At 51.4% G+C, this 20529-nt stretch carries 16 protein-coding genes; 6 read left to right on the top strand and 10 right to left on the bottom strand.

All coding sequences use genetic code 11. The annotated features are described in order from the left end of the window. The first annotated feature begins 40 nt into the window (after nucleotides 1-40). On the top strand, nucleotides 41-1762 hold the full coding sequence (locus ACFMKP_RS13235; RefSeq protein ID WP_382292454.1) for an ArnT family glycosyltransferase: 1722 nt from the start codon (nucleotides 41-43) through the stop codon (nucleotides 1760-1762). 231 nt (nucleotides 1763-1993) lie between these two features. Here ACFMKP_RS13235 and ACFMKP_RS13240 read toward each other — a convergent pair whose 3' ends face one another. Both ACFMKP_RS13240 and ACFMKP_RS13245 read right to left on the bottom strand, forming a co-directional pair. Then, nucleotides 1994-2521, bottom strand: a complete 528-nt coding sequence (locus tag ACFMKP_RS13240) for an ArsR family transcriptional regulator (RefSeq protein ID WP_382292455.1) — start codon at nucleotides 2519-2521, stop codon at nucleotides 1994-1996. Between the two features lie 28 nt (nucleotides 2522-2549). After that, complete coding sequence (locus ACFMKP_RS13245; RefSeq protein ID WP_382292456.1) at nucleotides 2550-3866, bottom strand: serine hydrolase; 1317 nt, start codon at nucleotides 3864-3866, stop codon at nucleotides 2550-2552. Nucleotides 3867-4197: 331 nt separating this feature from the next. Between ACFMKP_RS13245 and ACFMKP_RS13250 the strand changes: the two genes are divergently transcribed. The 5 genes from ACFMKP_RS13250 (at nucleotide 4198) to ACFMKP_RS13270 (ending at nucleotide 8321) form a co-directional block, all read left to right on the top strand. Further along, the gene (locus ACFMKP_RS13250; RefSeq protein ID WP_054536537.1) at nucleotides 4198-4452 is read left to right on the top strand and encodes a YggT family protein; all 255 of its coding nucleotides are present in this window, start codon (nucleotides 4198-4200) and stop codon (nucleotides 4450-4452) included. Nucleotides 4453-4541: 89 nt separating this feature from the next. Continuing rightward, on the top strand, nucleotides 4542-6194 hold the full coding sequence (locus ACFMKP_RS13255; RefSeq protein WP_382292457.1) for a spermidine synthase: 1653 nt from the start codon (nucleotides 4542-4544) through the stop codon (nucleotides 6192-6194). A 1-nt stretch (nucleotide 6195) separates the two neighbouring features. Continuing rightward, on the top strand, nucleotides 6196-6624 hold the full coding sequence (locus tag ACFMKP_RS13260) for a hypothetical protein (protein WP_382292458.1): 429 nt from the start codon (nucleotides 6196-6198) through the stop codon (nucleotides 6622-6624). 237 nt (nucleotides 6625-6861) lie between these two features. Then, entirely contained in the window at nucleotides 6862-7737 is an 876-nt protein-coding gene (locus ACFMKP_RS13265; RefSeq protein ID WP_382292459.1) for a class I SAM-dependent methyltransferase, read from the top strand. Further along, on the top strand, nucleotides 7734-8321 hold the full coding sequence (locus ACFMKP_RS13270; RefSeq protein WP_382292460.1) for a histidine phosphatase family protein: 588 nt from the start codon (nucleotides 7734-7736) through the stop codon (nucleotides 8319-8321). The genes ACFMKP_RS13265 and ACFMKP_RS13270 overlap by 4 nt, the downstream gene beginning before the upstream one ends. Before the next feature lie 229 nt (nucleotides 8322-8550). Here ACFMKP_RS13270 and ACFMKP_RS13275 read toward each other — a convergent pair whose 3' ends face one another. From ACFMKP_RS13275 to ACFMKP_RS13310, 8 genes are all read right to left on the bottom strand, one after another. Beyond that, nucleotides 8551-9294, bottom strand: coding sequence for an amino acid hydroxylase (locus tag ACFMKP_RS13275; protein ID WP_382292461.1), 744 nt, complete (start codon nucleotides 9292-9294; stop codon nucleotides 8551-8553). A 172-nt stretch (nucleotides 9295-9466) separates the two neighbouring features. Further along, complete coding sequence (locus tag ACFMKP_RS13280) at nucleotides 9467-11908, bottom strand: tetratricopeptide repeat protein (protein WP_382292462.1); 2442 nt, start codon at nucleotides 11906-11908, stop codon at nucleotides 9467-9469. Further along, on the bottom strand, nucleotides 11905-14349 hold the full coding sequence (locus ACFMKP_RS13285; protein WP_382292463.1) for a YfhO family protein: 2445 nt from the start codon (nucleotides 14347-14349) through the stop codon (nucleotides 11905-11907). The genes ACFMKP_RS13280 and ACFMKP_RS13285 overlap by 4 nt, the downstream gene beginning before the upstream one ends. A 77-nt stretch (nucleotides 14350-14426) precedes the next feature. Further along, complete coding sequence (locus ACFMKP_RS13290) at nucleotides 14427-14819, bottom strand: hypothetical protein (RefSeq protein ID WP_382292464.1); 393 nt, start codon at nucleotides 14817-14819, stop codon at nucleotides 14427-14429. A gap of 18 nt (nucleotides 14820-14837) precedes the next feature. Further along, the gene (locus tag ACFMKP_RS13295) at nucleotides 14838-15821 is read right to left on the bottom strand and encodes a WXG100 family type VII secretion target (protein WP_382292465.1); all 984 of its coding nucleotides are present in this window, start codon (nucleotides 15819-15821) and stop codon (nucleotides 14838-14840) included. A gap of 272 nt (nucleotides 15822-16093) precedes the next feature. Next, nucleotides 16094-17284 carry a DUF4419 domain-containing protein gene (locus tag ACFMKP_RS13300; protein ID WP_382292466.1) on the bottom strand — a complete coding sequence of 397 codons (1191 nt, stop codon included), beginning with the start codon at nucleotides 17282-17284 and terminating at the stop codon, nucleotides 16094-16096. A gap of 31 nt (nucleotides 17285-17315) precedes the next feature. Continuing rightward, a complete protein-coding gene (locus tag ACFMKP_RS13305; RefSeq protein WP_382292467.1) occupies nucleotides 17316-18905 on the bottom strand; it encodes a DUF4419 domain-containing protein in 1590 nt (529 codons plus the stop codon). Nucleotides 18906-18916: 11 nt separating this feature from the next. Beyond that, on the bottom strand, nucleotides 18917-19924 hold the full coding sequence (locus ACFMKP_RS13310) for a phosphotransferase (RefSeq protein WP_382292468.1): 1008 nt from the start codon (nucleotides 19922-19924) through the stop codon (nucleotides 18917-18919). Nucleotides 19925-20529 lie beyond the last annotated feature (605 nt).

Genomic DNA, 20529 nt, shown 5'->3' on the forward strand with positions numbered 1-20529 from the left:
CCGATTGGCGCTGAATGGTCTCATTCAGCGCCTTGCTTCAATGCCTGCATTAAAACGCTTCCGCTACCATTGGCCTTTGCTGCTCCTGCTGCTGGTGTATTGCACGCTAGCGGTCTGGTGGAGTACCCGCATTCCCCTTGGTGAAGGCCCGGATGAGCCAGGCCATGCAGAATATGCCTTGTTCGTGGCCCGCACCAATCGCTTACCCGACCAACGCTTGGGCGATGTGCCTGGCGAAGGCCATCAACCACCCTTGGCCTATTGGCTAATGCAGCCCTTGGCGCGCTCGGTTGCGCTCGAAGATCGAGTGGTGATTCTGGCCAATAATCATAATTGGATTTGGGCTGGCGGCAAAGATCCAGCTGCTTTTGCCTGGCGCTCGATCGATCGTCATCCCTACCAAGCTGATGTGTTGGTTTGGCATCGCTTACGTTGGTTTTCGATTGGCTGCGCCACATTGACGATGGTAGTTGGCTATGGGATTGCGTTGCGTTTAGGTTTACGCAAATCCTTAGCGCTGTTTGCTACAAGTTTACTAGCATTCTGGCCCCAATTGCTCTTTCACTCAGTTTTAGTCTCGAATGATCCTTTGCTGTGGCTGCTGTGTGCAACGCTGCTGTGGCTGTTGCTTGAGCCAAATCCAAAGCCTTGGTGGCCGTGGGCGGTTGGCGCAACGCTTGGAGCGGCATTGCTCACCAAACAAAGTGCAGTCATGTTGATTCCCTTAATTGGCTTGCGTTTGTGGCACTTGCGGCATACGCTCAAATTACGCTCAGCAGTTGCGGGGATTGCACTCAGCAGTGCGGCGATTGCTGGCTGGTGGTATCTGCGCAACCTGCTGCTGTATGGCGATCCATTTGGTTTGGGCTTGTATAAAGGCGAATTTAGCAGCCCGACCTTCTCGCCATTCAGCCTGCACGATTGGGGCGAGGCCATGCATGCCTTGGGCACGTCGCTGATTGCGCGCTTTGGCTGGATGAGCGTGGCCGCGCCGCAATGGCTGTATTGGTTGCTGGCAATCTGGATTGGCCTCGCGATTTTGGGCATTCGACGCTGGCGCATCGAGCAGCACTGGCAGTTGGCATGGGCCTTGGTTGGGCTTTCGTTTGCATGGACATTTGCCTTTGCAGTGTTGAGCGGCCAAGTTGGTTGGCAAGCGCGATTCTTGTTTCCGGCGGCTCCGGTAGCGGCCTGTGCTTTGGCAATTGGGCTTGAGCGCAGCGTCAAAACGGCGGCTTGGCTGTTGCCAGCGCTCTTAGTAACCATGGCGGTTGGCCTGCCAAATACAGTCATCAGCGCAGCCTACCCCTATTTGGTCGTCGAGCCACAGCCAGAGCGGCCAGTGTTGGCTTTGTGGCGGCCAGATACGGCCAACCCCATCGAGCTACGAGGGATTTTGTTGCCGCAAACCGCCAAGGCTGGCCAACCTTGGTTGGTCAATACGCTCTGGCGCGCAGTTGGCAAACAAGATCGTAAATGGTCGTTGTTTGTGCATTTGGCCAAGCCTGGCAGCGAAAGTGAAAGTTTTGCTTTCGATGTGCAGCCGCAAGATGGGGTTTGGCAAGCGCTGCGCTGGACACCAGATGATTGGTGGGAAGATCTGCTGACGATTAATCTGCCCACCGAGCTTGAGCCAGGCCAATACGAAGTGCGGATGGGCTGGTTTGATGAGTTTGGCGATTGGAGCCGCGCTGGTGTGTGGAGCCAACATGGCGTGTTGCTCGGCGATTATGCGGTGGTTGGCAAGGTTGTGGTCGAGTAGTTTGATCCACGAAGAGCACGAAGGACACGAAGGCTGCAAACCGCGAAGAACGCGAAGGGCACGAAGCTATTTCAGCCACGAATTGCACGAATTTCACGAACAATATTCCGATAGCCAAAAGCCAATAGCCATCATCGCTCTGCGCCTCTGCGTTGAAGCCTGCCCCTGAACCTCGATCCCTGATCCCATTTTGACTTTTGACTTTTGACTTCTGACTTTTGCCTTCTTCTCTCAATCAACAATATTTTTGGCAGCCGCGAGAATAATCATCACCGGAATCAGGGCCTTTAGCTCTAAGCTGTAGTCGCTGCGCCCACGTTGAATAATAATCCCAGCGTTGCGCAACTCCTTGAGATGATGATACAACTGGCCAGCAGATTGCATATGCAATTGCTCCAACAGGCTTTGGCTGCTAGCTGGTTTTTCAAGCAAGGTTTGGACAATCTGCAAACGAATTGGGCTAGCCAAGGCACTAAGCACGCTAATTAATGGCTCGGCAGGGTGGCGCAGCAATTCGCCCAAGCCATGCTCACCCTGCCAAACATAATTGCCAAGCACCGAACTGATCGAGCCAGCAAAAAGAAACGCGCCATGACCAAGCTCATGCTCATAATCGCTGCCTGTGCGTTGTTGGAGTTGACGCACCAAACCCAACTCTTCGTTGCTTGCTACTGTGCTTGCAGGAGTTTGGTTTTCTAAAGCGCTGACCCGAGCTTCTAAAGCAGCAATCCGATCAAGCAATGATTGAGCTGAATCCATGGCATTGGCTCCTCTGGCTGAAATCGGCTTATTTTAGTTCGCTTGCAACCGATTGAGCAAATGCAGGATCAAGCGCGAGTTGCACCGCAAATTGCTGTTGCATAAACGATTGCATCAAGCCCAACCACGTTTGATCAGGCAATTGGTTGAAAAACAACACCACAACTTTGGTGCGATCAGCCCATTCGCCTTGGGCAGGCTGAATAAACATGGCTTCGGTTAGCATTCCGGGCAAACTGCCGCCCTTGGTGCCAAAATGGGTAAACATCGTTTCGTTGCCAGGAATTGTCATCGGCCACTCTAAAAATTCGCGCATGGTTTGCGAAACTGCTGGGCTGATTAATTGATTGTTGCCAACCAAGGCCATTACGTTGGCATAATCGCCAGCGCTGCCTTTGGGCATAATATGATCAAACACTTGGCTTTGTTGCGCCAGATCAAGCTTCAATTCAGTTTGATCTTGAGTTGCTTTGCGCCATTCCGGCTCTGCTTGATAGCGCTCAGCCAGCGCCACTGCTTGTTGCTCGATGCTGGCTTGATCAAGCTCCAACAAGCTTTGCATGCTCGTTGCATCGATTGAAGCATCTGGGTTCATCACCAACAGAAATAGCCCAACGATTGGCACAATTTTGGTTTGCTGTTGCATGCCAAGGTCTTTGATTGTTTGATCAAGCGCTGGAAGGCCCAAGCGATCAATTAAATAATCGGTGGCTGCATTATCGCTCTCGAAAATCATGGCTTGAGCCAAGGTTTTGAGCGGCACAGTTTGGGCAGGATCATTGGCAAAGCCACGTTGATCGGCGGGGATGCCAAGCCGTTCTAGGGCCGCCGGATGCGCACCACCATCGGTATTTGGCCAATACCAGGCTTCCCAATCGGCCAAGCTAATTGGCTGTTCAGGGTCGAGCGTGCCTGCCTCAACTGCTTGGGCGTAGCTGGCCAAAATCACGATTTTCATGGTCGAAGCTAGGGGCAGTGGTTGCTCAGCATTGAATTCAATCAGCGGATCGGCGTTGTTAATGCTGCCATCGCTGTTGGTGCTATAGCTCACCAAGCTAACATTGCTAGGATTTTGGCGAATAAACGCCAACACCTCTTCACCCGATTGGGGATTGCTGATCGTTGCCGTCGTTGGATTCGTCGCCTCGAGCGTTGGTGTAATGGCAGCAGTTGTTGGATTCGTCGCGGCCAGCGTTGGCGTGCTAGCAACCATGGTTGGCGTAGAATTAACAAAGATGGTTGGAATACTCGTTGGATTAGTCGAACTGGTGGTTGGTTGATTGGCCATCGCGCCACATCCAGCCAGAATCATTGCCAAAAGCAGCAGCAAACCTCGGTTAAACATATGATTATCCTCGTGTAATATTCTATTTTTCTAGATTATATGTATTTATATCAATAAAATTAGAATATTACAAGCACCAAATTTGCGATTCAATGCTGGAGTGCAAAGCAATCGAAGCTAGTTATCATAAACTGTGGTAAATAAAAAATAGCCGCTTTTCGGCTCTGTGAGCAAGAAATTTGGAGAGCCAAGCAAGTAAATACACGCTTTTAGCTGTTTGTATGAACTAATGTGACATCTGGATAGTTGGGGCTGCTTGACTGACCATAAGCCAAACGCTTATGGTATACTTGACGGCAGAAATGCGGCAAACCACCTGTTGGGGGCGCTCATGGGCAATTTCATTAGCCAGTTTTTTCTCCTGTTAATCCCGATTCTCGAAATCGCAATCTTTGTGCGAATCATCATGTCGTGGTTTGATCCACAGGGTCAATCACGGTTTGCCTTGATTCTGCGCGAAATTACCGACCCAATCTTGCTACCGATTCGGCGCGTTATTCCATCAGTTGGCATGTTTGATCTCTCGCCACTGATTGCGCTGCTGCTTCTGCAAGTTTTGCAAACGGTTTTTCAATCGGTTAGCTAAATTGCTGCCCGATTTTTAGCTCATGCCGTGCCGTGGATGCAACGCCCAATGGGTGGCTTCCACGGCTTTTTGTTGAAAGGATTCAAGCATTGGCACGTCGTTACCTTATGTTGTTGGTCTTTGGTGCGGGGATCTGTACGCTCGGCATTGAAATGACTGCTTCGCGGCTTTTGGCTCCCTATTTCGGCACATCGCAGTTGATTTGGGCCAATGTGATTGGCTTAACCTTGCTCTACCTGACCTTGGGTTATACGATTGGCGGGCGTTGGGCCGACCGCCGCCCAGAGTTGGGCTTGTTGTGTAGCATCATTTTGGTGGGTGCAATCACCGCCGCCGTGATTCCATGGATCTCGAAGCCCATTCTGAAGTGGTCGATCAGCGCCTTTGCCACGCGCTCAGCTGGGCCATTCGTTGGCTCGTTGCTTGGCGTTTTGGCCTTGTTCTCTGTGCCAATCACCTTGTTGGGCATGGTTAGCCCGTTTGCCGTGCGCTTGGCCATTCGCGATGCAGCCGATGCAGGCAAGGCTGCTGGTAATCTCTCGGCCATCTCGACGCTTGGCTCGATTCTCGGAACCTTCTTGCCAGTGCTGTTTCTGATTCCCACGGTTGGCACAAATATGACGATTTATATTTTTGCCATGGGTTTGTTGGTGCTGGTATTGCCTGGCTTCTGGATGGAGCGCCGCAAAATGTTGCCAGTGGCCATGGTGGCCTTGATTGTGGTCATTGCCTTGGCATTCTGGCCACGCAGCGAGCCAATTAAGGTTGCCGATTGCCGTGGCTGTAACCTGATTACCGAAGACGATTCGGCCTACAACTACATTCAGATTGTCGAACGTGGCAGCGATGACAACAAAATGATCGGTTTGGTGCTCAACGAGGGCCAAGCCATCCACTCTATCTACTACCCAAAATTTGAGCAAACCAATAACGCCAGCGATTTGCTGACCAACGGGCCATGGGATTTCTATAACATTGCGCCCTATTTCTACCCCAATCGCAGCGTTGAAAGTGTCAACAGCATGGCGATGGTTGGCTCGGCTGCTGGCTCAGTGCCAAAGCAATTTCTCTCAATTTATGGCCCAGAATCAGTGATTGATGGAATTGAGATTGATCCCCGCATTGTTGAATTGGGTCGTGAATACTTCGCCATGCACGATGTTGAGTATTACAAAGAACGTGGCGAAACACCACAATTTCCTAATTTCAACACCCACGTTGCCGATGGCCGAATTTTCTTCGCTGGCAACGACAACAAATATGATATTATCGGCATGGATGCTTACAAACAGCCCTATATTCCGTTTCATCTGACCACGCGCGAGTTTTTTGAAACCGTGCGCGATCATTTGGCTCCGAACGGCGTGGCGGTGGTCAATGCAGGCAAGCCCAACACTGCTGCTGGCGGCGATTATCGCTTGGTCAACGTCTTGGCCAACACCATGAGCAGCGTTTTTGCCCATGTCTATATGATCGACGTGCCAAATAATTTCAATACCATGTTGATTGGCATTCCAGCTGATGTTGGCGATGGGATTGCCAACTTCGAAGCCAATTTGGCAACGATTCAAGACCCGACCTTGCGCTATGTGATGGAGCAAGCATTGGCCAGCAATAGCAACAAAAAGCCAATTCGCCGCTGGGATGGCGTGGGCGAAAATCGCGTCTTTACCGATGACCTTGCGCCCGTTGAATCAGTGATCGATCGGATTATTTTGGGCCAGGTTGATGAAGGCCAATAGTATGACAGAAACGGATCAAGAAGCAATTAAATTGCGCCGCGCCAAACGCCCCAAAGGCATTGTGCTGATGGTTGTGGCGTTGTATGGAGCCGCCGCCTTGGTGGTTATTTCGGCCTTGGCAACAGGCGGCAGCGATGTTATGCCCAGCGATGTGGCCAGCGTCGTGACGATTTACCTGATTGCCTTGGCCTTTGGCTTGTGGCGTTTATGGCGCTGGTCGTGGTTTGCCACCGTGATTATGTTTATTTTAAGCACGTTTTATGTGCTGAGCAATGCCCAATTACTTGGCAATTCGATTGTCAGCGTTGAAGTTATTTCACCGTTGCTACTGATTGTGCTTGCATTAGGCTATTTGCTCTCGAAAGATATTCGCACGGTCTATTTGCGCAATGGCTGGGAGCCAGTCGAGGAAGAAGAGCATAGAACATAGAGCATAGAACATAGGAGAAGGTCAAAAGTCAGAAGGAAAAAGTCAAAATGGGATCAGGGATCGGGGGCTGGGGATCAGGGCTTTATGCTATGGGCTTTCGGACATTATTCGTGGAATTCGTGCAATTCGTGGCTAAAATAGCTTCGTGCCCTTCGCGTTCTTCGTGGTTTCCAGCCTTCGTGCTCTTCGTGCCCTTCGTGGATCAAAAACTTAACCTTCGTGGATCACTACAAAATTATGAAAACACTTTCACTACTCACATCCGATAATTGGCACGATTACGCCCTGCTCGATAGTGGCAATGGCCGCAAACTTGAGCGCTTTGGCCCAGTCACAGTGATTCGCCCTGAAAGCGAAGCTCTGTGGCAGCCCAAACTCGCTGCCAGCGCGTGGGAAGCGGCGCACGCAATTTACGAATATCAAGGCAAAGGCGAAAATTGGCGCAAACTCAAGCCGCATCCTGAAACATGGATGATGAGCTACCAAGGCTTGCGCTTCAAGGCCCAGCTTACGCCATTTCGCCATGTTGGGGTTTTTCCCGAGCATGGTGCGCAATGGGATTGGGTGGCTGAGCAAATCAAACGCGCCGACCAACAACCACGAGTGCTCAACCTGTTTGCCTATACTGGCGTGGCTTCGTTGGCCGCCGCCCAAGCAGGAGCCAAAGTAACCCACTTGGATGCCTCGAAGGCTTCGGTCGATTGGGCCAAGGAAAATCAAGCAGCCTCGCAACTAGCAGCCGATTCGATTCGCTGGATTATTGACGATGCTTTGAAATTTGTGCGCCGTGAGGCGCGACGTGGTGCGCATTACGAAGGCATTATTATGGACCCGCCAGCGTTTGGGCGTGGCAGCCAAGGCCAAGTTTGGCAATTTGCCGAATCGTTTCCCGTGCTGTTGCAAGAATGTCGGGCGATTCTCGCACCTAAACCATTGTTCTGCTTAGTAACAACCTACGATACCCGCGCCTCGGCCTTAATGTTGGCTAATACGCTGGGCGATAGCCTTGATGGCTTGGATGGAACGCTTGATGCAGGCGAACAAACCTTACGCGAACAATCGGCAGGCCGTTTGCTATCGACCTCGATTTACGCCCGCTGGAGTGCCAAATGAGCCATGAATCCTGGCTGATTCGCCATGGTGAGAGTGCCGCCAACGCTGGCCAACGAACCGCCGACCCAGCCAGTATTCCCTTGACTGAGCTTGGCTGGCAGCAGGCTCGCAACTTAGTTGAACGGCTGCCCCAACCAGATCGGGTGATCGTTTCGCAATATTTGCGCACCCAGCAAACCGCAGCGCCATTGCTCGAGCGCTACCCACAGTTGCAAGCAGAAATCTGGCCAATTCACGAATTTACCTATCTTTCGCCAGCGCTTTGCAGCAATACCAACCAAGCCGATCGTCAGCCAATGGTTACGGAATATTGGCAACGCTGCGACCCTGATTATCGCCATGGCCCAGATGCAGAAAGCTTTCGCATGTTGATCGAACGGGTACAAGCAGCGTTGCAACAGCTGCAAACCTTGGATGGAATAAGCTGCGTTTTTGCCCATGGTCAAGTTATTCGGACCATGCTTTGGCTGCAAACCCAAACCATCACCACCATTGATCAAGCCTTGATGCAACGCTGGCATGCCCACGGCAATCAACAAGTCGTTGGTAATGCTGAATGCATTCGTTTGACATGGCCAGAATAGCGAATTGAGCTTTTGGCTATAAGACAACCAGCAGCATTCCCTCACCCCCAGCCCCTCTCCCACTGCACGCGGGCGAGGGGAGCATTGGTCTCGTGATTCCCCCTCGCCTCGCTGGCGGGAGCGGGGTTGGAGTGAGGGGATTATCTCCAACCCACGAAACCAAAAAGCCCCTCTCCTGCATACGCGGGAGAGGGGTTGGGGTGAGGGAATCAAGCAGCCTTTGCTCAGCTTATAAAGGTAGTTCTGGTTTGGGCAAGCCCTCTAATTCTGCATATTCATAGACAATTGAGCGCAGGTGATCGAGGCTATTGAGAATAAAATAGTGCTCGTGATAGCCATAAGGAGCCGAGGCAGTATCGGCAACGCGTTCAATATCAAACTCATAGCGTGGTGTTTCTGGATTGAGCGAATGCAATAATTCGCCTGGTGATGAGAGCAAGCCAGCGCCGAGCACCTTCAACTCGCCGTTTTCGCGCAGCAAGCCAAACTCCGTGCTAAACCACCAGATCCGCGCAATGCCTAATTGCTGGCGCTCGTCCTTGGCCGAAAGATATAATGGCCCGAATAATTGGGCAATATCGGCAAACTCTTTGTTGGTAAACGCTGGCAAGTGGCCAAAATATTCGTGAAACAAATCGGGCAGCGGCGTAAATTCCAATTCATGCGGGCGGCGAATGTAGTTCGTCACCGGAAAACGCCGATCAGCAATGTGCTCAAACCATTCGGTTGGCCCGAGATAGGCGTTTTGAGCATCGCCCAAAGCCCAACCAGTCAGCGTATTCAAGTGATCGCTCACGGCCAACGGATCGGGCAAATGGCTGCGGTCGAGATTCAATATATCGATGCCATCGAGAAAAAGCTGGCAGGCATGTTCTTGAGCGAGGGGCAATTGACGCTGCCAGAGCGCTGCCCATGTATCGTGATCTTCTTGTGGATATTCCAAGCGGCTAAGGGTTGGCGATGCGGTGGCCATTGATCACTCCTTTGTGTAAGCCATAGGCTGCCAACCAAGCCCAAGCATGGGAGTGCGGCGGCAGCAGTGCCAAAATACTTGCCTTGCTATTGTACCAAATCTCGGCAGCTTCCCCAACAGCAAAGCACTAGAATTGCTCAGCATTATGTAATGCGTGGTAGGTAACCTAAACTTATTCATCAATAATTACATCCAACAATTTTTGATCAAAGGGTTGTTGATTACGCAAATTATTGAGTTGCAGTTCATGCTGATGCACTCGCTCGATGCCTAAGGGTCGTTCTTGCTCTAAAACGGCCTGCATGCGCGATTCCGCTTCAGCCACATCGCCAAGCTTCCAATGGAGCAGACCGATTTTCCACAGAATATCTAAAGCATTTAAGTGGTTAAAGTGTTGCATGAGTGTATATGCGTTATTCAAGGTCTCGATTGCTTGGGCATAATCAGCTTTCAAAACAAGCAATCTCGCCTGCCCTTGGAGCATATACGCGCGACCTTGATCAAAATTCATGCGTTCAACAATGACAAGGGCTTGATCCAAGGCCATTTGTGCTTCATCAAGTTGATTCAATTTCAGATAGGTTTGCCCAAGATTGTATAAGGCGCGACACTCATCTTCTTGGTTGGCAAATTGTTGCGCTAGTGTCAATGATTCGATATAGTAGTGAGCCGCTTCGGCATAACGACCCAACTTATTAAGACAGCCGCCTAAGTTATTGACTCGTAAGCTTTCGATAGGCCCACCATGACCACTCTCCCGAAACAGCCGCAGGGCTTCCAGTTCAAGTTCAAGGGCTTTCTCTAGGTTTGGCTGGCCACCCATTTCAATATAGCATGTGGCCATATCGCCCAAAGTAGTTGATTGAAGATACATATCCTGACTTTCAAGCCCGATTACATACGCTCGTTCGTGCCAGTCAAGTGAGAGCGGATAATTACCTTGTTGGAGATAGTGATTCGCGGTCGTTAGAGCCAGAACTCCAGCTTTATAAAGCTCCTTAATCCGCAGTGCTCGCTCAACAGCCTGTTCTCGTTCATTAAGATTGATGAATCGTCGTCCAACCCGAATATTGCTCGTTTTACGGCTGTAAAACACTGCATCAACCAAAATCTGGTCAGTGATTGGTGAGCTTGGTTGCTGCTGCGCCCATCGCCACGCCACTACGATATGCGCATGCTCACGATCAAATGCTTCAATACTTTGGATTTGAGCAGAACCACCTTTTTGATAATCATCTGAAATAGTTTTGAGAGTCTCAACACTGGTTTGGGCATACTGTAAGTGCGTTTGACCCTGTTCGACTTCCGTCAAATAGTGCCGCAAGACACTGCGCACCAAGTCGTGCATGCGCCAGCGTTCTTGACGATGCTCGAATTGAATCAAATTGTGCGATGCCAGTTTATACAACAGGTTTTCATTCGCCATATTCAGCGCCAAGCCTGCCGTCGCCAACCCCAATTCGCTGCTGAAATCGGCTACCACCACACTCAACTGGCGCGCCAAGGCTTGTAACTCACTCGGCAAGCGCGCATAGCTCAACGCCAACGACGCAGCGACGCTCGCCTGTGGGTCGTCCGGGTGTTCCAAGGCCGCCAGCTGTTGCTGCTGATCCTGTAATTGCGCCAGATATTCAGCAACCGCCAACTCGGGATTTGCAACCAAAATACTGGCGCTGATCCGCAACGCCAACGGCAAGTAGCCACAGGCTGCCGCCAGTTGTTGCGCGGTTGCCGCATCCAAGCGTGGGCAAATCTGCTGCAGCAAGGCTACCGCATCTGACTCCTGCAATTCGGTTAAATGCAGTTGGGCCATCAGCGGCATCGCAAAGCGCAAACGGCTGGTTACCAACAAACAATTGCCCGTCGGCGGAGTCAAATCCTGCACATGGGCCAGATCACGCGCATCGTCAGCCAAAATTAGTACCCGCTTGCCGGTCAATAGCTCCTGATACTGAGCGATCAATTGCGCGCGATCGTCCGGCAATTTGGCATTCGGCTGAAACTGACTGATCACGCTGCCCAAGGCTTGCTCGACCGTCAGCGGTTGCTCGCGCGAGCCATACAAATTCAGCACCAGTTGCGCATCGGGAAAATGCGGAATCAACTGATGGGCTAAATAGATCGCCAACTCGGTTTTGCCCACCCCGCCCATGCCTTGAATCCCGCTGATCACTGCGCCACGCGCGGCGTTGCGCGCCACATCCAGCGCATAGCTGACCTGTTGCAATTCCGCACTCCGCCCCACAAAATCGGCCAAAATTGGACGCAGTTGGTGTAAGTTTGGTGCGGTGGTCGGGGCGGCGGTCAGTGGCTGATCGCCATTGAGCAAGCTGGTTAGTTGCTGAATCAAGGCTTTTTGGTGGCGATGATAGGTCGCTTTATGCACGTTGAGCAACGAGCAGTACGTTTCGACTGGAGCGCCAGGATAAGTGGTCAGCACCTGGAGCACGGCATGCTGATTGGCTTCCAGCGGCAGTTGTTGCAATTGCTGATAAAACGCGCTGAGCCCACCATGCTGCTGAATCGTGTGCCGCCAGTCCGTGTGGCTCAGCAAGCGCTCTGGGCGCTGCAACACATCCTGCACTGCCCGTTCGTTCCATAAAGTCGTTGTCATTGTGCAACCTTTCGCTTAACTCGAATCCAATTCAAAAGCAAGCCCAACAAGATGAGGCCCAAACTGAGGCCACTCACCCAGCCACCCACGATCAAGCTTTGTGGTTGATAGCGAAATTCGACCGTGTGCTGGCCCGCCGCTAACCATACGCCGCGCAAGGCATAATTGGTGCGATAGAGTTTGGCTGGCTGGCCATCAACCGTCACCTGCCAATCGCTGGTGTAGGCATCGGCCAGCACCAATAAGCCTGCTGCTGGCGTATCGACCTGAACGGTAGCTCGATTTGGCGCATAGCTCAAACTAGGCGTAAGCGTTTGAGTCGGAGCTGGCCCAAGCGCTGGCACTGCCTCGGCCACAATCGCTTGAGTCGCAGGGTCGAAATCGCTGGCTGCCAGCCGATCAAGCTGGGCCAATTCAGTGCTAATAACCTCGGTTTGATAGACCATCCACGCTCGTGGCAGCACCTCAGGATTACGATAAATCGCGCCTTCATCGTTGCGTTGCACCAACTCCAACGGTTGATACAGCTCAGGGTTGGGGCTATTGGGGGTGAAGATCAGGTATTCCACATTTAGCATATTTAACAAGCGACGCTGATTGTAGGCCATGGTGAAATAAGCGTGTAAACTATTGCCACCCTCGCCAAGTTTATGATAATCCTTGCCATCCATCAGCCTGGTTAGCCGATTGTATTGAGCCAAATAAAGCGATTGATAGCCGCGAATATCCTCAAGCCCAAAGGCGCTAAACACATTGGTTGGAATGGCCTGATAGTCGGCCCCAAAGACGCGAAAAACGCCTGGCTGGCGCAACAGAAAGTTAATTTGGCGGGTTGGTGGATACAGAATCGCTGCATCTTGCAGGGCTGGCTCAGCCAGCAAACTGGCTTGCATATCAGCCGTCGCATGAAACAGATTGGGATCGACACTGGTGTTATAGCTCGCACCATACCAGAGCAAATCGCCAGCCAAAACGACTAAAACCAGAGCATTGGCCCAGCAACGAGGAATACGTTTAATCAACAAGCCAATCAAGGCCAAACCACTTAATCCAATAATGCCAAGGCTGATTGGGTTGAGCGCCAAACGCAGCAGCGTGCTGTATTGGGCGTAGCGCGAGTTGGCAGTAAATAACGCAATATGTTGTAATACCCAACCAAGCAAACCAAGCAAACCAAGCAAACCTATGCTACGTTGAAGCCAAAGCGCCCGATTTGGCTTAGCCAGCGGCTGCTGCAAACTTTGCAGGCCATAGCCAGCCAACATCGCCACGGCAAAACCCCATAAACCAAACCAACGCTGATGGTCGGCAAATTGACGATAGGGCGGAATTAGCCATAGCAACAATTGCAGCAATGGCGTGCCAACCGCAATTGCAAACGAGCCAAGCGCCAACAGTGCAAATAATTTAACGCCACGTTGTTGGCTGCTCCACACTGCTAGCAAAGCGAGGCCCAAGGTTAATACACCAGCATATGGTTGCACACCTTGCAACAAATGCGGTTGCCAAGCGCTTGGATTTTCGCGCGCAGCCCCATCGACAAGCGGCAAGCCCAAGCGCAACAGCCAAAGCATAATCGAGCTGGCCGAGCCAAGCCCTGAGCCAATATCAAGCCGTTGGCCTTTGGCCGAAAGCGCAATTTGCGGCAACAATTGTACTGCGCTTAATCCCAACGCCAGCCCAATAGCACTACTAAATTGCGCAATTTGCTTGAAGCGCAAACGCCACGTTGGCAACGCAATCAGCTGGTACAGCAGCAAACAGCCAATCCCAAGATAGCAATAAAACGCCAGCTGAATTTGGCTAACCAATGGCAAGGCCAACACCAAACTTGCTTGTAGCCAATCGCGCCAACGCTGGCTTTGCGAGGCTCGTAGCACCGCCCAAAAACACCACGGCAGCATGGCACAAGCAGCACTAAATTCGGGAAAATGCAGCCAATTGATCAGAAAGCCACTCAGCATATAGCCAACTGCCGCCAAGCTGGCAGGCATTTGCCCAAGCTGCATGCGGCGCGCAAATTTGTAGCTGCCAACGCCCGCCAACCAAACATTGATCAGCGTGTAGATCCCAAAGGCATAGCGCAAGGGCAGCAACACAAACAGCCAACTCAGGGGGTAGAAAAAGGCCAATTGGCCATCAGCAAGCAACGGCGTGCCAGTTAAAATTGTTGGGTTCCAAAGGGGCAACGCGCCTTGCTCAAGCAGTTGGTTGGTTACCAAGCGGCGCGGATAAATTTGGGTAATCAGATCGCTATTAATCGGATTATTGACCGCCACCCGTTCGTAGGAGAAACGCCATGGATGCAAGTGGGCCACAATATCGAGCGGCAAAAACGTATTGCCCAGCACAACCCGCCACATCAGCAGCAGAGCGACTAGCGTGATACAAAGATAGGGCCACCAGCGTTGCCACTGGCTAGAGAATGAGCGTTGTTCCATGGCGATAATTCCATATAAAAAGCCCATGGGCTGAAGCTCAACCCATGGGCAACAATCCGACGCTCAATTATACGGTATTAGCTAGCCAAACGTGCTGGACGGCGTTTGAACCACCACCACAAGCCACCAATCGCCAGTAGCGGAAGCATAATCCAGAGGCCAAATTGCCAGCGTTGGATTTGGGCCAAGGCCTGCTCAAATTGTACAATTGCCTGACCATTGCTGGCACAAAACCCCATACCATCAGGCCGACAACGCTCAATCGGATCAAACCGTGATAAGTTGCTGAAGCACCAATAACACCCAGCAAGGCTCGCAACGCTAAGCCCGCTGGCAAGCACCATTGGCAAGAGTTTGGCTGTTGCATTTGGGCTGGTCAACTGACCAATAAGATAGCCCAAACCCAAGCTACTGAATAAAAAAAAGACCAATAAACCGCTGATCATCAACAGATCACTAAACCCTGCCATGTGCCAACTCCAAGCCAACTAGCGTTGATTCTTGCCTGAGGTAGTTTTATCGAGCTGAACTAAGTTATCACGATTGGCCAAAATTTCAGCATGCAGCTGATCTTGGGTCATCGAGGTGCCATATTTGTTCCAGAGGTCGATGCCCATTTGCACGGTCAACACATCACCTGGATCGTTGGTTCCGGTCAGTGCATCGCCAAGGTTGGCCCCATCTTGCAGGGTTTTAGCGTCAAAGCCAGCGGCTGTGCCAACATAGCCATAGTGAATGTTCGACCAAATATCGTAGTAGTATTCGTTGGTTTGGTCGCCGCGAATTGGGAAATAGTAGTCCTTGTCGTTTTTGAGGCCAAGCATATCACCCAAAATCGGCTTGTGATCCCAATCGCTGCCAGCATGAACTTTGGCTGTCCACATTGCCAAAGCAGTAACAATTTTATTGCCAGGATTACTGCCCATGAGACTATCGTACCATTGTGGATTCATGGCCGAGTCCATCAGCGATTTCATCTGTTTGACTACATCGCTTTGAGCATTGGTGACCATTTCTTGGTGCATATATTCAATGGCTTTGTCGAAACGGTCGTAGTTATTGGGGTCAGCGGGTGCGGTTGGGGTTGGCGTTTCTTCAGCGGAAAATTGGGCGGCATTGGCGAACATGGACACGCCACCACCCCGTAAGGCAGCCACGCCTTCGGTTGGCGAGCCTTGGAACAAGCGTGATGCTTCTTCTTCAGCTTGGCGCATGACCGTTTTGATTTCAATGGTCAGGGCTTGGCTGGCCCGCAGCGCGCCGATCAAACGGCTAAATGCTGGAAAAACATTGGCTTGCATTTCGTTGGCAAACGCTCTCGCTGCATCGCCCTGCCATTGGCCACCAACCAGCGCATCGTGCATTTGACGAATGCTTTGGACGATTGCTTCGCTTTGGTCGGCTTGACGATTGAAACGATTGGCAACTTGCTCAAGCTGCTCATACTGAGCTTGAACGATTTCTGCGGTCATTTGTTGCTTCCTCCTACACAAATGGTGTTGAATTGGGGAATACTGAGGCGGTATGAGGCTGGTATGAGTTGTATTCTCACCAAGCAAAAGTATAACACGTTTGGATTGTAAGGTTCCCTCACCCCCAGCCCCTCTCCCACTGAACGCGGGCGAGGGGAGCGACGTTTTACCTCAAGAGTTGCGGCAAAACCACGGCAAAAAGCCTCTCGCTCATCGGATGGGAGAGGGGTTGGGGTGAGGGAACACAGCTTCGATTTATTCTAATTCTTGCGCTATTGAGGCTGGCAAATTGCCCAACCAATTTCAGGGCTAAGCGTTTGGGTCGTGGCATCAAGCTGAGTGCCGATTAATCCAGCCACACAGGCTAATTCCTGCACCGAGCCATCACGCAATTTGACCGTGATTGGCACGCTGGCCAAGCCGCTCGGAAAGCTGCTGTTGGTAATCCCTTGGCCAACCACAATTGTTTTGGTTTGAGCAGAATCGCTGCTTGGCGACTCACCAAATAAATGCTCAAAAAGCATCCCTTGATAGACTAAACGATTGTGGGCAAAATCCAGTTCATGGTCAAGTTCGCCATTCAACAGCGTCGATCGCGGTTGCTCAAATAAGGGATTGCGCAGCGTCGGCTGTTGTTTGGCATCGTTGATATAGGGAAACAGGTCGGCAACCCAACCAGTCACGACTTCGCCGCCATATTGATCATACGGTTTGTAGAGTTGCTGCCAAAAACTATGCGGCGGCTGGCCTTCGCTGGTCAAAATCAAGCCCTCGCAAATTGGCGCAAGCCGCTCCGTCCACCACGCCAAATCATACTCAGCAAGGCGTTGCACCCGTTCGGCCAGCGAGCGCCAATCGGTAGGCTTGCCCAACAGCGTAATATTGGGAATGCCACAAATACAGACCGCACTATAATCGAAATAATGCTCAAACTCGTGCATCAGCACAATTTGGCTGGCCGTGCGGCTAATTGCGGTAGTTGTCGAGAAATCGCATTGCAGCGTTTGGGCCAAATTGGCAGGCAACGCCGCATTGAGCAACTGCGCCCATAACCCAATCGCATGCGTCCATGCCGCGTGGCCACTGAGACCATCAACCTCAATTTCAAGCGTCTGTTTAGCGGTATGGGCAACGAAGCGCTGGCGTAAATCCTCAGCATGGTAATTAACGTGGTTAGCAAAGCCTTGGGCAATCGTCAGCCAAATACAATCAGGGGTGAGCAGCAACGGGTAATGCTGGCTAAATGCAAGGTGAATCGTTTGAATTAGCGAATTATCGTTGCTGGTTTTGACCAACAGCTGCGCAGGATCGTGGCTCATTTGGATCAACGGACGCTTGATGCGTTGGGCAAAGTGAGTTTGCGCATCAACCAAGCTCACTTGGCTTTGATACGGCTCCACCGCATCGACCACAAATTGAATTGCGCCATGGCGTTGCGCTAAAATCGGGGCAATTGCAGACATTCTATACCTCTCTACTATCTTTAACGGAGACTTACAATCTCTCAGGTGCTCGAAAATGCTCCTGATCGAAATAATAATCACTGCTCGCTAAGAGCCGCTGAAAAAATTCGGCGATACTGGTGGCAATAATGATTGGGGCTTGCTTGGGGTTGGGATTGACCAAAATCACCCAACAAATGCGACTCGAAAGAGCGTGATAAACGATTTCGCGGCCATCGCCGAGCTTGGCAAAGCAAATCCAATCAGGATGATAGTTTACAGCTTGATAGGCATTTTGGGGCAGCAGATAGCAGGGATTTGCGCTCGCAGCAAAGAGTGTCATGCTGGGAAAATATTTGAACATATCAGCCAACATAGCGGGCAATTGCTGATTCGTGCTCGATTTTTGGGCCAATGTACCCTGATGTTCAAGCCTTATGCGCCGCCAAAATTCAGTGTGATCACGTTGCTTATACACAGCCCAGCCAATTTCTGGGCGAAGCTGGTTGGTTGCAGGATCATAGCTTGTGCCCAGTAAGCCCGCCATAAGTTTAACCAAGTGCGATTGACCATGATCGCGTTGGATTATGGTTACTTTAGCTAAGCCAGTAGGGAAAACACTCGCATATAGCTCGCTAACTGGAGTCGATTCATAATCAAAATCTAAGGTTTCAAGCTCAAACGGCACCATTCCCGCCACATCATCAGGATTAAAGGCAACCTCAGCAGGCAAAGGTTGCGTCTGATTTGAATTGAGCGACGCTGGCGCAACCGGATCAGCAAAAAGCTGCCGTTCACGCTTCAGCAGTGGGTTACGCTGAAAATGGCCAGGTTTGTTTGCGGCTTTGATATAGGGAAAAAGCTCGGTAATCCAGCCATCGATTTGGATGCTACACAAATCGATTTTGTGATAGATCTGTTGCCAAAAACTATGCGGCGGCTGGCCTTCGCTGGTTAAAATCAAGCCCTCGCAAATTGGCGCAAGCCGCTCCGTCCACCAGGCCAAATCAAACACCGCCAAGCGTTGCACCCGCTCGGCCAGCGAGCGCCAATCAGCAGGCGTGCCCAACAGCGTAATATTGGGAATACCGCAAATTGGTGTCATGTCATATTCAAAATAGGCTTGAAAGCTCTCCAGCAGCACAATTTGGCTGGCAATCCGCGTGGTTGGGGTTGTCGTCGAAAAATCACATTGCAAGGTTTGAACCAAATTTTTGGGCAGCGCTTGAGTCAGTTGGTCAACCCAGCGCTCAATTGCTTCAGGCCACGTCCAAACATCATCGGCCAGCAAGCTTTTTTTGCCTGAATGCTGGACTAAGCGTTGGCGAAGTTGTTGGTAGTGTTGATTGAGATGCAAGCTAAAGCCTTGCGTAATCGTAAGCCAAATACAATCAGGCGTGAGCACCAACGGGTAATGCTGGCCATAGGCTAGCTCCAAACAACTCAACAGCGGATGATCGCTGTCAGTTTTGGCGAATAGCTGCGCGTCGGTTTGGATGGTTTCCAGCGTTGGCAGCCCTTGCCAAATTGGCAAAGCGTTCGCTTGCTGGCAGGCTGGGGCTTGTTGGCAAGGCTCGACCGCATCGACCACAAATTGAATTGCGCCATGGCGTTGCGCTAAAATCGGAGCAATTGCGAACATCGGTTTCCTCTCTAACTTGCGCGATCTGCTTGATAGGCCGATTCGATAATGTTGCCAGCCAAAAAGCGCGAACGCAGCGATTGCAAGGCAGCTTGTTTGATCGTTTGGGGAGCGTCGCGGCGTAGCAACACCCGTTGGGCATAATCGCCAAGGTCTTGAATTACGCGCTCATAACGATAATAGGCCAAAGCTTTGTAGTCAATCGTTGGTTGGCCGTAGCCCTCAAAAAACCATTGTTCCTCGTGGCGCTGCACTGGCACGCCAATCACTGAGCCAACCACAAAGCGCAAATCGCGCTCTTTTGGCGCAAACAGCGGGTAATCCCAATCGACAATATTAATTTGCTGAATCTGATCGAGCACAATGTTGGCGGTATGAATATCGCCGTGGCTCAGCCCAAAATTGCGTGCATTGACCCGCAAATAATTGCCAAGCTCGCTAATCCGTTCGATCACATAGCTAATTTCGCGGGCCTTGATCCGCCAAAAATCGATTAATTCGGCGCTATAGCTATCGCCAATTGGCCAAGTATTGATGCTCTGATGGATGGCTTGGACGGTCGGCAGCCATGGCGGGCGAAAGTTCTCCCAGCGCAGCATGTGGCGCAATGGCGGACGTACCTGCATCGTATGAATACGACGTAACTGCTGACCAAAACTCTGCCATTGTTGGGCCGACATGCCATGATCCATCCCCGTTGCGCCTTCGATATAGGGGTAGAGCACGCTATGAAACTGTTGGCAACGCCCCCACAATTGCTGGGTGCGGGTATCGACCGGTGCAACCACCGCGGCCACCCCACGATCCTTGAGATAGCGCGGCAACAAAACCCCAGCATGGTAGATCGAGCCATGTTTCAGCTTCAGAAAATACTGCTGTTCACGAGTTTGCACCAGATAAAGCGCCGCCTGTGGATCATTGCCACGCTCGATTTGCTCAATCGTGCAAGCTTCAATCGCATAGGTTTGGGCCAGATGTTGGCGAATTATTGCTTGGTCGGGGGCGTGAGCTTGCTGCATACCAGACTTCCTTGATTGGATTAACATGCGTGCTTTACGCCCTTGGAAAGCACGCCAAACGAGCAACATTCAAACGTGAACGAACGCAACTGTAAAGCTCGGTTGGTGCAAGAACGAAAACAGCCTGAGGCAATTGGCGCTCGTTTGCTTGGTTGGGCCGAGCCTGTGGGAGCAGCGGCAAGGCCTAAGCGCATAGTTGGTTAAGTATCGACCTAGCTGTTTTGAATGTCAAGCAATTTGTTGTAAGTCAAAAGTCAGAAATCAGAAGACAAAAAGAACAAAGAGCATAGAACATAGGGATCGGGGATCAGGGGTCTTTTCAAGGATAGGTTTTAAGATCCCCTCACCCCAACCCCTCTCCCGTGGCGCGGGCGAGGGGCTTTCATCCCGTGGTTTTTGCATGATTTTTGGTGAACATTGATGCTCCCCCTCGCCCGCGTTTTCGTGGGAGAGGGGGCTGGGGGGTGAGGGAATGAACCATGGTTGCTAACCTAATGAACCATTACACAAAGAACATAGGGATCAGGCATCAGGGGTCTTTTCAAGGATAGGTTTTAAGATCCCCTCACCCCAACCCCTCTCCCGTGGCGCGGGCGAGGGGCTTT

Origin of the sequence: Herpetosiphon sp. NSE202 (genome assembly GCF_042688385.1) — a bacterium.
Taxonomy (GTDB): Bacteria; Chloroflexota; Chloroflexia; order Chloroflexales; family Herpetosiphonaceae; genus Herpetosiphon.